12 protein-coding genes are annotated in these 12,330 nt (G+C 56.7%); 10 read left to right on the top strand and 2 right to left on the bottom strand.

The genetic code is table 11. The annotated features are described in order from the left end of the window. Positions 1-55: 55 nt before the first annotated feature. The gene (locus MY069_RS04730) at positions 56-2,053 is read right to left on the bottom strand and encodes an alkyl/aryl-sulfatase (protein WP_482795925.1); all 1,998 of its coding nucleotides are present in this window, start codon (positions 2,051-2,053) and stop codon (positions 56-58) included. A gap of 63 nt (positions 2,054-2,116) precedes the next feature. Further along, positions 2,117-2,785 (bottom strand): tetratricopeptide repeat protein, encoded by a 669-nt coding sequence (locus tag MY069_RS04725; protein WP_482795924.1) that lies wholly within the window; start codon positions 2,783-2,785, stop codon positions 2,117-2,119. A 118-nt stretch (positions 2,786-2,903) separates the two neighbouring features. Between MY069_RS04725 and MY069_RS04720 the strand changes: the two genes are divergently transcribed. The 10 genes from MY069_RS04720 (at position 2,904) to mrdA (ending at position 12,330) form a co-directional block, all read left to right on the top strand. Next, a complete protein-coding gene (locus tag MY069_RS04720; protein ID WP_482795923.1) occupies positions 2,904-3,875 on the top strand; it encodes an oxidoreductase in 972 nt (323 codons plus the stop codon). 48 nt (positions 3,876-3,923) lie between these two features. Then, positions 3,924-4,262 carry an ArsR/SmtB family transcription factor gene (locus MY069_RS04715; RefSeq protein ID WP_482795922.1) on the top strand — a complete coding sequence of 113 codons (339 nt, stop codon included), beginning with the start codon at positions 3,924-3,926 and terminating at the stop codon, positions 4,260-4,262. Continuing rightward, positions 4,255-4,788 (top strand): SRPBCC family protein, encoded by a 534-nt coding sequence (locus MY069_RS04710; RefSeq protein WP_482795921.1) that lies wholly within the window; start codon positions 4,255-4,257, stop codon positions 4,786-4,788. Before MY069_RS04715 ends, MY069_RS04710 begins: the two co-directional genes overlap by 8 nt. After that, positions 4,788-5,189, top strand: a complete 402-nt coding sequence (locus MY069_RS04705) for a DUF3052 domain-containing protein (RefSeq protein ID WP_482795920.1) — start codon at positions 4,788-4,790, stop codon at positions 5,187-5,189. Before MY069_RS04710 ends, MY069_RS04705 begins: the two co-directional genes overlap by 1 nt. Positions 5,190-5,255: 66 nt before the next feature. Further along, positions 5,256-5,972: a TVP38/TMEM64 family protein gene (locus MY069_RS04700; protein ID WP_482795919.1), complete on the top strand. Its 717-nt coding sequence runs from the start codon at positions 5,256-5,258 to the stop codon at positions 5,970-5,972. Positions 5,973-6,147: 175 nt separating this feature from the next. Then, positions 6,148-7,680, top strand: coding sequence for a 2-isopropylmalate synthase (locus MY069_RS04695; protein WP_482795918.1), 1,533 nt, complete (start codon positions 6,148-6,150; stop codon positions 7,678-7,680). 227 nt (positions 7,681-7,907) lie between these two features. Beyond that, positions 7,908-8,948 carry a rod shape-determining protein gene (locus MY069_RS04690; RefSeq protein WP_482795917.1) on the top strand — a complete coding sequence of 347 codons (1,041 nt, stop codon included), beginning with the start codon at positions 7,908-7,910 and terminating at the stop codon, positions 8,946-8,948. Between the two features lie 48 nt (positions 8,949-8,996). After that, positions 8,997-9,857: a rod shape-determining protein MreC gene (mreC, locus tag MY069_RS04685; RefSeq protein WP_482795916.1), complete on the top strand. Its 861-nt coding sequence runs from the start codon at positions 8,997-8,999 to the stop codon at positions 9,855-9,857. Next, entirely contained in the window at positions 9,854-10,405 is a 552-nt protein-coding gene (locus MY069_RS04680; protein WP_482795915.1) for a hypothetical protein, read from the top strand. The genes mreC and MY069_RS04680 overlap by 4 nt, the downstream gene beginning before the upstream one ends. Next, complete coding sequence (gene mrdA / locus MY069_RS04675) at positions 10,402-12,330, top strand: penicillin-binding protein 2 (RefSeq protein WP_482795914.1); 1,929 nt, start codon at positions 10,402-10,404, stop codon at positions 12,328-12,330. Before MY069_RS04680 ends, mrdA begins: the two co-directional genes overlap by 4 nt.

The raw sequence follows: 12,330 nt of genomic DNA, 5'->3' as shown, positions 1-12,330 counted from the left end.
ATTATCTCGAATGAGAAGCAATATTCGCGCCATAGGCGAGTTTTCTTAGCCCGTTTTACGGCGTAACCGTGTTAAACCAGAACTCCGGCTGATCGAGCGCATCAAACATTGCCGATACCGCGCCGCGCTTACCGCCAATTTTCATCTTCCCAGACGTGACCAATCCAAGCGGACCAGCCTCGCCTAAGATCAGGCGATCAAAATCTAAGCGATCCATCGTGACCGTCGCTGCGGGATCCTGGGCAGCGCCCTCGCGAGGCACAATGACAGCTTTTTCGACCAGGAGCGTGATCGTCTCTCCGGTATCTGTGAATTCGAAGACGATCGAGTACGGGTCTCGGTCGATTTTGGACGGATTGTAACGCGCGGCGAGGGCGTCAAACAAATCGATCGATGGTACCGCTTTCAAGAAATCCGCATTGCCAAGTTGCGGGTCGCCAACATTCGGAAGGCCGCGCCGCAGCTCCGCCGCGCCGGTGAGATAATAGCTCCGCCAGGCGCCACTCTCTGCCTGGAAGCCAAGCTGCTCATAGGTGGCCGAGAGCCAGTCGCGCGCTTCTTGGTTCTCTGGCTGCGCGAACACGAGATGATTGAACACTTCCGCGGCCCAACGATAATCGCCGGTCGAAAACGCGTTCTGGCCAATCTCTAAAACCGAGTCTGCCCCGCCCATCGCATCGACATAGCGGCTGGCGGTGACCTCATGAGGGAGGCGGTTATAGTTGGCTGGAACGCCGCCCCACCAACCGAAATAGTGCTGGTAGACCGCTTTCGCATTGTGATTGAGCGTGCCGTAATAGCCGCGGGTTGCAAAATCATCGGCTTGGAAGGCGGGCTCCTCAACCGCCTCAGCGGCTTCCACCATGGTCGCGCCCGCATTGGCGTTGCGCAGGGTTTGGTCATGGACATAGCGGTAGATGTCGCGCTGGCTTGCGAGGAAATCGGCGACATTTTCCTGACCCCAAGTCGGCCAATGATGTGACGCGAAGACGACATCGCTGGTCTCACCATATTCTGCCAGCACATAGTCAATCGCGCGGCTCCATTTCAGGGCGTCACGGACTTTCGCACCGCGCGGTGTGAGGACATTGTGGAATGTGGCGGTGGCGACCTCTGCTGTGCACAGCGCGCGCTTTTCGGGCAGATAGAACATGAACTCGGCGGGGGCTTCGGTGCCCGCGGCATCGATGAACTCGAAGGTTACGCCGTCAATTACGCGAACCGTGCCGCGACCTTCAATTTCTTCAGTCGGTAAGATGAGGCTGATTGTACCATTTGGCAGGCCAGGGCCTAGGCCTGACCCGACATGGGCGGTGGTCGAACGCGGTAAAGTGTTGCCGAACATGAGCGTGGACCTGCGGCTCATTTGGTTGCCAGCAATCAAATTTTCAGACACCGCGTTCTCAGAAAATCCAATTGGCGCAAGCACAGGCACACCTGCTGCAACGTCTTCGTCAGAGATCACGCCGCGCACGCCGCCAAAATGGTCAGCATGGGAGTGAGTGTAAAGCACGCCGGTCACGGGGCGCTCACCCAGCGTGTCATTGACAAGCTTTAAGGACGCAGCCGCGGTTTCGGTGGCAGTCAGAGGGTCGACGAGAATCCAGCCGGTTTCGCCTTCAATCACGCTCATGACCGAGAGGTCATAGCCGCGCACTTGGTAGACGCCGTCCATCACTTTGAACAAACCATGATGCGATGCCAACTGCGATTGGCGCCAAAGAGATGGGTTCACTGTTTCTGGGGCATCGCTGTCGAGGAACTCAAATTGCGGGATCGCCCAAACCACCGAGCCATCCGCAGCGAGAATGGCTTCATCTTCGATATAAGATAACCGGTCGCGGCGGGCGTCTTCGCCATCCGATCCGGGCGCCAGATCGAGGCGAGTAGCGAGGGACGCGTTGGCTTGCTTGGTGGCTTCGGTGGCGGTGCCCGGCGTCGGGAGGCCCGCTTCGATCGCGGCCGCGGACGGCTCCGGTGTTGGCGCAATCCCTGAGTCTTGGCCACAAGCCGCCAAAAGCGCTCCACTGAGCACCGTCATCCATATACGCATTTCTTGCCTCCCAATTATGACATTAGGAGTGCCTTAATTTTACAGAACCAGCAAGGCGGTGGATCAGAACCGATCGAGGCGGGTCGGCAACCCGTACTCCGTAAGACGGGTGCACGCCCAGGCATATTCCTTGGCGCAGGACTCTTGTAGCAACCGAGTGGCGGTCGGCCGATCGCGGCTCCCGCCCAATCCCATATACATCATATTCCCTAGCCCAGCGCAGCCGCCCGGGTCGTTGAGGCTGCAGGCTTGCTCATACAGTACGCGCGCGTGATCGAGATCAATCTCGCCGTCATCGCCTTTTTGAGCGGTATAGGCTTGCTGCATGCAAGCGCCGGCGTGGCGACCTTCAAGGCAGGCGGCGTCATAATGGATCTTGGCTTTTGCATAATCTTGCACGGTGCCATTGCCCCGCCTGTGCATTTCGCCAAGCGAGAAACAATTCCGGGCCCATTGGTCCTGCGGTAGGCTGCGGTCAGTGCATAGCTTCTCAAAGATCACCAGCGCCTCTTCCATCCGCCGTTCAGCCCGGGCCAAATCAACGCCGTCTGCGGGTTTGATCACATCGCGCCCCTCGGCCCCGAAGGTGAGCCGCGCGGCATCCCGCATCGCGCGCTCGGCAAAGTACTCATCGGCGTTCTTGGGCGTTGGCTGCGGCTTGCCAAACTGAGCGGATGCGGCGCCACTCATCATGGCCGCAGCGAGAAAAATGGCGAAAAGCCTAACCAGCATAAACCGCTCCAAATTCTGTTTCATGTGTAACAAGATAACTAAGAATGCGGCGCTTTTCTGTCGAGTCTTGCCACACAGTCTCTTGGCTGCCACCGTAAAGAAAAAGCGGAGAATTCCCATGTCAGCAGAAAATCAAAAACCCATCGGATCAGGCTTTGCGGCGAAAACGCCTGCAGCCGATGTCGTCAAAGGCATGGATCTAAGCGGTAAGAATGTGATCGTCACCGGCGGATATAGCGGCATCGGGATTGAGGAAGTTCGCGCCTTGGCAGGGGTAGGGGCAAACGTCACCGTGCCGGCGCGCCGACCAGATGCGGCGAAAGACGCGCTGGCCGAAGTTGACGGCCAAATTGAAGTTGCCAGCATGGACCTGGCAGATATCGCGTCAGTCCGAAAATTCGCCGATGACTATGTGGGCAGCGGCCGCGCGCTGGATATTTTGATCAATAATGCAGGCATTATGGCTTGCCCATTAGCGCGCGTCGGGCCTGGCTGGGAACGTCAGTTCGGCGTCAATCATCTCGGACATATGGCGCTCGCGCAGGGGCTCCTCCCAGCGCTTAAGAAGGCTGGCACATCGCGGCTCGTTGCTTTGTCTTCGACCGCGCATATTCGCGGCGATGTGAACTGGGATGACCCGCACTATGAGAAGAGTGAGTACGATAAGTGGGGCGCGTATGCGCAGGCAAAATCTGCGAATGCTTTGTTTGCGCTAGGTGCTGACCGCCGGTGGGATGAGTTTGGGGTGACAGCGTTTGGGGTCCATCCGGGCGGTATCTTCACGCCCTTGCAGCGTCATCTGAGCGTTGAGGAAATGGCAGCGCTCGGCTGGATGAATCCAGATGGCACCATCCCGCCTGCCATCCAAGCCATGTTCAAGACGCCAGAGCAGGGCGCCTCGACGGCGACTTGGGCGGCAACCTCACCGCAACTCGAAGGCCGTGGCGGGGAGTATTGCGAAGACTGCGACATTGCGCAGCTCGCGGGTCCTGAGAGCCAGCGCTGGGAACATGCGCGGCCATGGATCTGCGACGATGAGAAGGCCGATCGGCTGTGGGCGATGAGTGAAGACATGCTCGCCAATGCATAATTCAACTTTATGGTTGAATAATAATCTGAGCCGTGTATATTCATCCGTATGGTTGAATATATCGATGTCTTAAATCAAACGTTTCGCGCGCTCGCTGACCCGACGCGGCGCGCCATGCTGGAAGACCTGCGCAGCGGCCCAAAAACAATTGGCGCGCTGGCAGAGCCGTTTGCGATCAGTTTCGCCGCCACATCAAAACATCTCGGCATTTTGGAAGACGCCCGTCTCATCCGGCGAGAAAAGCAGGGGCGGGAACGCATTTGCCACTTACAGCCGGGCGCAATGACAGAAGCGCAGCGATGGCTCGACGAACATGCGGCGTTCTGGAGCGCGGCGCTTGATGATTTGGCCACAGCTTTAAAACAAGAGGATGATGCAAATGGGTGATTACGTGACCTATCCAGAGAGTGCGGTTTTGGAGATCTACCGCGATCTACCAGGCCCGATCGAGCGCGTTTGGGACTATCTAACCCAATCAGAATTGCGCAAAAAATGGCTTTGCGCCGGTGACGTATCGCCCGAAATTGGCGGCGATATCGTCTTCCACTTCGACCACACAAATCTCTCAAAACACCCAACCCCAGCAAGCCATGAGGGCGGAGGAGATCATCGGATGATCGGTAAGGTCAGGGTCTATGATCCGCCGCACCACCTCGCTTTTTCTTGGCCATCCGCTGAAGCCGATAAGCCCACAGAAGTGGTGATCAAATTGACCGAGATCGATGACGGGGTACGGCTTCACCTTCGGCATGAGAAGCTGGTCACATCTGAATACAAATCGGGTGCATCAGCGGGTTGGCACACACATCTCGATATTCTCGGCGATATATTGAGTGGCCAGAACGGACGCGATTTTTGGGACCATTTTTTGTCGCTTGAACAGGAATACCAATCGCGGTTGGCGGAGGCTTAATGGCGATTCCCGCAGGATATTCAGGAAAGCCGCTCTACCAAAAGCTTGGAATGAAAGCCGGAATGACATGTCTCGTTATCCGCGGTCCAGCTGAGTATGGATCTCTGATCGCAGGGGCGGATGGCGTGCGGATCATCCAGCGCGCTGCGCCCGCCGACTTGGTTCACGTCTTCTGTGCGCGACGTAAGGATATTGCGCCGTTGTTTGCCCGCGCAATTAAAAGCGTAAAACCTGGTGGCATGATTTGGATGTCATGGCCTAAGAAAAGCTGTCCACTGTTCTATGATTTGACCGAGCAAGACCTGCGCGATCACATTCTGCGCACAGGCTGGGTTGATGTGAAAGTCTGCGCGGTCGATTCAGATTGGTCCGGACTGAAATTTCTGAAGCGCAAAACTTAACTCATGCATGGATCCTAAATGCCGCTATGGCTTGACGTGATCAGGCACTCGGCGCAGGGATTTGCGATGTCTGGAATCGAGGTCAACGCAACGACTGAGCCTAAGCGCCGAAAGCGAAAGCTCTGGCCGGTATTTGCCGCGCTTGGGCTCCTTCTTTTCTTGTTTTTCTTTGGGCGCTATACCGAATTCCTAAACTTTGAGGCGCTTGAACGCGCGATCGGTGGGATTGCGGACGGACCGTGGGGATTGCCCGTATTGATCCTGACTTTCTGCGCATGTGCCTTTATCGGCGTTCCGCAATTTCTTCTGATTGGGATGAGCGTTTATGCCTTTGGCCCGCTTTGGGGCGCCATATGGGCTTGGGTTGCCACCTTATGCTCCGGCACACTCACGTTTTGGTTGGGGCGCCTGTTCGGTGAAGCGACATTGCAACGGTTTGGCGAAGGTCGAATTAAACGTTTCGCTGATTTTGTCGCAAAGAACGCATTTGTCGCGAGCGCCTTTGTGCGCAACTTCCCAACCGGTCCATTTCTAATGGTGAACATGGTGTTCGGCGCTGTTCGGGCGTCGTTTCTGCATTATTTGGGCGGCATGGCGTTTGGGATTATCCCCAAGATCGCCTTAGTTGCTTTCGGGCTTCAGGCGATCCAAGCGGCAGTACAGGGCAATGTCTGGCTCGCGGCGTTTGCGGCGATAGTCACAATTTCGCTATTCCTAGGCGGCTTCTTCTATGTGCGGCACCGGCGCCGCAAAGGGGAGAATATTGCGCTTAACGCAGAATAGCCTGTTGACACTGCCGCTTCATCGCCGCATTGCAGTGGCCATGCGCAAGAATTTGCCTCTTCTGGACCTACTCCTCCTTATCGGCCCCTGGCCGGTAGCGACGGCGTTGTAACGCGCGCGTCCACGGCCAGGGGATAGACCTTAAAAAAGTTTCTCACATCACCAGGCCAGACAGATGACCGATACCACTGATATTGTAATTTTCGACACCACGATGCGCGATGGCGAACAATCGCCAGGCGCATCCATGACGCATAATGAAAAGCTCGCCTTGGGTGAGCTGCTCGAGACGATGGGCGTTCACGTGATTGAGGCAGGTTTTCCGGCCGCATCCTTGGGCGATTTTGAAGCCGTGAGCGAAATCGCGCGCCGTTCCAAGAATGCCACGATTTGCGGCCTTGCGCGCTCTACACCCGGCGACATTGAACGTTGTGCTGCAGCAGTACGCCACGCTGCGAAGCCGCGGATCCACACCTTCATTTCGACCAGCCCGGTCCATATGAAGCACAAGCTGAAAATGGGTGCCAATGCTGTGCTTGAAGCGGTCGGGCGATCCGTCGCGCAGGCGCGCAACTTGGTCGACGATGTCGAATGGAGCCCGGAAGATGCGACGCGGACAGAATTCGACTTTCTCTGCAAATGCATTGATGCCGCGATCACGTCCGGCGCTACGACGATTAATATTCCCGACACGGTAGGATATTCCCATCCGGAGGAATACGGCAATCTGATCCGCCGCCTCCGAGAAGAAATCCCGGATAGCGACAAGGTGATCTGGTCGACCCATTGCCACAATGATTTGGGGCTGGCTGTCGCGAACTCGATCGCCGGCGTCCAAAACGGTGCGCGCCAAGTCGAATGCACGATTAACGGTCTCGGCGAGCGGGCGGGCAATGCAGCTTTGGAAGAGGTTGTTATGGCCTTCAATACGCGCCGTGATGACCTGCCGTTTACGACCGGCCTCGACACGACGAAACTGGCAACGGCGAGCCATATGGTGAGCCGGATCACCGGCTTCCCCGTCCAGTATAATAAGGCCATTGTCGGCAAAAACGCCTTCGCGCATGAGAGCGGCATCCACCAGGATGGTATGCTCAAAAACGCGGAAACCTATGAGATTATGAAGCCCGAAGACGTCGGGGTTTCGAAAACCAGCTTGGTGATGGGCAAACATTCAGGACGTCATGCGTTCCGAGATAAGCTGGAAAGCTTGGGCTATGAGCTCGATAAAGACAGCCTGAACGAGGCTTTTAAGCGGTTCAAAGACCTGGCTGACCGGAAGAAACATGTCTTTGACGACGATTTGATCGCATTGGTCGATGATCAGCTTTCGGCCATGGGCGAGCGGATTTCCTTTGAGCGTTTGCGTGTCGTCGCAGGCTCAGAAGCGCCACAAACGGCTGATTTGAGCGTCATTGTCGATGGCGAAAGCCATTCGGTGTCGTCGGAAGGAAACGGGCCAGTAGACGCGGTTTTCAACGCCATACGGACGATTGTCCCGCACGAAGGCAAGCTCGACTTGTTTCAAGTGAGCGCTGTGACGGGTGGAACCGATGCCCAAGCCGACGTGCATGTGCGCCTCAAGGGCGAGGGTATCATGGCCACCGGTAGATCCTCTGATCCGGACACGCTGGTTGCGGCTGCCAAAGCTTACATCCATGCATTGAACAAGCTTGAAGCCCGCCGCTTGAAGCGGAAAGCGGCCTAAAGGTTAACAAACGGGGCGTTTGCGTTAACGAGGGGTTTAAACCCCATCTTTCGCGAGATGTCCTTTAAATACTAAGAATTTGCCATGTGTACGGATCGTACGCATGGCAAATTATTTCTACTTGCTTTAATCATATCTAAACGGCATGAGGGTATAGGGCTGATCAGACTATCAATGCTGCGTGTTTCCAATTTCGGACCACGTATAAGAAAAAGCGGCGTAAAAAAATGATCGGAAGCCTACTCGGAGTTCTTTCCACGGACATGGCCATCGACCTGGGGACAGCGAACACGCTCGTCTATGTTAAAGGTCAGGGCATCAAACTCGATGAGCCATCGGTTGTCGCCTATATGAACCAAGGCGGCCGGAAAATGGTCTATGCCGTTGGTGACGATGCCAAGAAAATGCTCGGCAAAACCCCGCTGAACATGGAAGCTATTCGCCCCATGCGGGATGGCGTTATCGCCGATTTCGAAGTCGCCGAGGAAATGATCAAGCACTTCATTCGCAAAGTGCATAATCGCCGCGCCTTCGTTTCACCGCTGATCATCATTTGTGTGCCGAGTTCTGCAACAAACGTAGAGCGTCGCGCCATCCATCAATCTGCGCTCGCAGCGGGCGCTCGTGAAGTTCACCTGATCGATGAGCCGCTGGCTGCCGCAATTGGCGCTGGGCTTCCGATCGAAGAGCCAGCAGGCTCGATGGTCGTCGATATTGGTGGCGGTACGACTGAGGTTGCTGTTTTGTCACTTGGTGGCCAGGTCTATTCGCGCTCCGTTCGAGTTGGCGGCGATAAGATGGACGAAGCCATCATGAACTATCTGCGTAAGCATCAGGGTATTCTCGTTGGCGAGATGTCCGCTGAGCGCATCAAAAAGCAAATCGGTACGGCGATGGCGCCTGAGAATGGTGACGGGATGACCGTGACCGTGCGCGGCCGCGCCACCGGCGACGGTGTTCCGAACGAAGTCGAAATCAACGAAAAGATGATGGCCGAAGCGCTCGCCGATCCAGTTGGTGAGATCGTGGAGGCTGTGCGCATCGCGCTTGAAGCGATGCCGCCTGAGCTTTCCGCCGACATTGTTGACCGCGGTATTGTGCTGACAGGCGGCGGCGCGCTCCTGCGGAACCTGGATGTCGTGTTGCGTGAACAAGCGCGTCTGCCGGTGATGATCGCCGAAGACCCATTGAAATGCGTCGCGAATGGGTGTGGATTCGTCCTTGAGAACCTGTCGCGTATGAAGAACGTCCTGTCGCCAGAGGTTTGATCTGATTGACGCAGTTCCGGCGGCGTTCGTAGAGGAAGGAAGCAGCCCATGCCACGCAGCAGCGGCAAGGGATATCGTCAAAGACCGCTTCGACGGTATGGCTTCTTTATAGCTGTTGCAGGCCTGATGGCGCTGCTCTTGTTGCAAACATCACCGCGCCTAAGTGAAGGCGTTGAGCCAGTCCGAACAGCGGCCTCCGATCAGTTATTCCATGTCACACGCCCGAGCTTGATCGATCGTTTGAGCGGCGCGTCGGCCAAAGAACGCCAAATCTTGGAACTCGAAGCCCGCGTGCGCGAACTGGCGCAGTATAAGGCTCTGGCGCTGACCATGGCTGAGCGTCTCGAGGTCTATGAAGACATCCTAAATATGCAGGGTGAGCCAGGCGGGGCAGAAGTTACTGCCCGGATTATGGCCGAAACGAACGGCCCGTTTGCCGAAGCACTTTTGGCCAATGCGGGCGCCACCAACGGCGTCGCAGAAGGGTATTATGCGGAGAATGACCGAGGCCTAGTCGGTCGTGTGGTGCAAGTTGGCCAGCGCTCATCGCGTATTCTGAAAGTCACAGACTTCAACAGCCGCGTGCCCGTGATGGGCGAGGCGAGTGGACTTCGCGCGATCATGTTTGGGGGGCGTGATGGTTTAGGCCACCTCACGGATCTGCCTGAACAAGGCGCGTTTTTGCCAAATGAGCGGATTTTGACCTCAGGCGAAGGGGGATTGTTCCCGCGCGGCGTCGTTGTCGGACATGTGCGCGGCGATGACAGCAAGGATGTGCGAGTCGACCTCGCCATGCTGACGGGACAGCTGAGCTATGTTCGGCTCAAGCCGATCATCACGATCGCCCCGCCAGAGGAAAACCCAATCGAGACCGAGCTTTCAGCCTTGATGGAGGATGATCCGTCATGAACGGGCTGGGCGGGTTTGCAGATTCGCTGGCGCTGCGTTGGGAGAAGGCACGGCCACGATCTCGTCTGATCATTGGTGTTGTTCTCGTTGCGCTGATTGGGCTAGTTGGATTGACGCCTAAGTCACTGTTTGGGGTGCAATTGTCCTGGCCATATATCGGGTTAATCGCCGCGGTCGGTTGGGGCCGGTCGGGCATGGCTTTTGGGCCGATGATGTTCTTGGTCATATTCGGATTTGCGCAAGACGCCTCGCAAGCGCCCTGGGGCAGCCATGGTCTCGCAAATCTTCTCACTTTTGGTCTGTCAGTCGTCGTGTCTCAAATGGCCGACACCGAACGTTCCCCGATTCTGAGTTTTGTTCTCCCGGTTGTAACTTTGTTTTTCGGGATCACGCTCGTATGGCTGGTGGCGAGCGTTTCTTCGGGACATATTGCACGCGTAACCCCTATGTTGACGGCGTATTTTGCGACCTTGGTCGTCCATATGTTGATCGCCCCGCTGTTTGATCTCGGAATTCGCCCGAGTGTTTCGGGAGGGGCTGTTTCGTGAAGGGTACAAGGCCTGTTGATGCGATGTTCAATCGCCGCGCTTTGATCGCGGCGGGCGGCGGAGCGATGTTGTTTGGCGGCCTCATTACACGCCTGTTTCAACTTCAAATCATGGAACATGAGCGGTTCGAAGTGGCCGCCGCGGAGAATGGCGTTCGACTAGACCTCGCGCCACCGCAACGCGGTCGCATTCTAGATCGCTTTGGTCGGCCATTGGCTGCGCATCGGCAGGCGGGCCGCGTGTCCTTCGTACGAGAACAGGCCGAGGACTTGCCGCGCCTTTTGTCGAAACTCGCCGATCAGATCGAGATTTCGCCAGAACAACAGGCCCGCCTCATACGCGACTCCCGGCGCCAGGCGAGCTTTCAACCGACGACCGTGCGCAGTGAACTGTCATACGAAGATTTCTCCCGTCTCTCGGTCTTGGCACCAAGCATGCCAGGGCTCCAGGTCGAGATGGCGGCGACGCGGTCTTATCCGCGCGGGCGAGATTTCGCGCATGTGCTGGGCTATGTCGCGAAAGCCAGTGAAACAGACTTGGAACGGCTGAGCGAGGGCGCGAATGCGCAAGAGCGCGCGGCCGTGCGGCGCTTGTTTAAACACCCAGATATGCGCACGGGGCGTTCAGGCGTTGAACGATTTGCTGAAGAATGGCTGCGCGGCGAAGCCGGGTTCCGCAAGCTCGAAACCAATGCTGCTGGGCGTATTATCCGGGAATTTGATGATCCAAGCCTGGCCCCGAAACCGGGACGGGATCTTTATCTGACGGTTGATGCAGAGCTCCAGAAATTCGCCATCGATCGGTTCGGCAAAGAAAGCGGTGCGGCGGTGGTGCTTGATATTGAGACCGGCGACATCCTCGCCTTCGTTTCGACCCCAGCGTTTGATCCGAATGATTTTGTCAACGGGATCTCGTCCAAAGACTATGCGGTTCTCAGAGACGATGTGGAGTATTCGCCGCTTTATCACAAAGCCTATGACGGCACGTATCCGCCTGGATCGACGTTCAAAATGGTGGTTGCGGCCGCGGCGCTTGAAGCCGGTGTGATTAATCCAAATGAGCGCGTTTATTGCCCCGGCCATTACCGGTTTGGCAATAATACGTGGCATTGCTGGAAACGACGCGGGCATGGCTCGGTGAACATGCACTGGGCGATCAAAGGCTCGTGCGATGTCTATTTCTATGAAATCGCCAAACGAATGGGTATCGAACACCTGGCTGATGTCTCGAAAAGGTTTGGCTTCGGTCAGCGCTGGGAACTTGGTCTAACCGGTGGCCGGAGTGGCGTTGTGCCGAATGATGAGTGGAAGCGCGCGGCGCGCGGTGAGCCATGGTATGAAGGCGAAACGCTGAATATCGGCATTGGTCAGGGACAGGTTTCTGCTTCACCGCTGCAGTTGGCGGTAATGTCAGCCAGAATTGCCGCTGAGGGACGAATAATTACCCCGCGGATTATCGGCGAAGGGCCACGACCGGAAAGCGACATTCCTTTCGATGCGCCGCTCGACCCGGAATTTATGAAACGCATGAAAGCCGGGATGTATGGCGTCACCTCTGAGGCTGGCGGCACAGCCCTTCGGTCGGGTGATCTCGGGCTTGGCGGTCCACGACTGGCGGGTAAAACCGGCACCTCGCAAGTGCGCCGTATCTCAGCTGCGGAACGTGCGTCAGGTATTCTCAAAGGTGATGCGATTGATCGCCGGCTGCGTGATCACGCTCTATTCGTAGCCTACGCGCCGCATGACGATCCGAAATATGCCATCTCAGTGATTGTTGAGCATGGCGAGGGCGGTTCAAAAGCGGCGGCGCCGGTGGCTCGAGACATTATGGCTGAAGCGATGCGGCTCGATGCCCGGCGTTCACCAGCCTATACCCGCACTGCCGCTTTAGGCGGCAGCGGCGGTGTCGGTAGCGGAGGACCATAA

This window comes from Hyphomonas sp. ske169 (assembly GCF_056850855.1).
Note: the sequence above shows the minus strand (reverse complement) of the source record. Positions and strands in the feature narration are given on the sequence as shown.

Bases quoted from the DNA above. Each gene is read 5' to 3' on its own strand.
- MY069_RS04705 (WP_482795920.1), top strand. From the start codon at position 4,788: ATGGCGATTCCCGCAGGATATTCAGGAAAGCCGCTCTACCAAAAGCTT.
- MY069_RS04730 (WP_482795925.1), bottom strand. From the start codon at position 2,053: ATGCGTATATGGATGACGGTGCTCAGTGGAGCGCTTTTGGCGGCTTGT.
- MY069_RS04700 (WP_482795919.1), top strand. From the start codon at position 5,256: ATGTCTGGAATCGAGGTCAACGCAACGACTGAGCCTAAGCGCCGAAAG.
- MY069_RS04695 (WP_482795918.1), top strand. From the start codon at position 6,148: ATGACCGATACCACTGATATTGTAATTTTCGACACCACGATGCGCGAT.
- MY069_RS04680 (WP_482795915.1), top strand. From the start codon at position 9,854: ATGAACGGGCTGGGCGGGTTTGCAGATTCGCTGGCGCTGCGTTGGGAG.
- MY069_RS04710 (WP_482795921.1), top strand. From the start codon at position 4,255: ATGGGTGATTACGTGACCTATCCAGAGAGTGCGGTTTTGGAGATCTAC.
- MY069_RS04725 (WP_482795924.1), bottom strand. From the start codon at position 2,785: ATGCTGGTTAGGCTTTTCGCCATTTTTCTCGCTGCGGCCATGATGAGT.
- MY069_RS04690 (WP_482795917.1), top strand. From the start codon at position 7,908: ATGATCGGAAGCCTACTCGGAGTTCTTTCCACGGACATGGCCATCGAC.
- MY069_RS04715 (WP_482795922.1), top strand. From the start codon at position 3,924: ATGGTTGAATATATCGATGTCTTAAATCAAACGTTTCGCGCGCTCGCT.
- mreC (WP_482795916.1), top strand. From the start codon at position 8,997: ATGCCACGCAGCAGCGGCAAGGGATATCGTCAAAGACCGCTTCGACGG.
- MY069_RS04720 (WP_482795923.1), top strand. From the start codon at position 2,904: ATGTCAGCAGAAAATCAAAAACCCATCGGATCAGGCTTTGCGGCGAAA.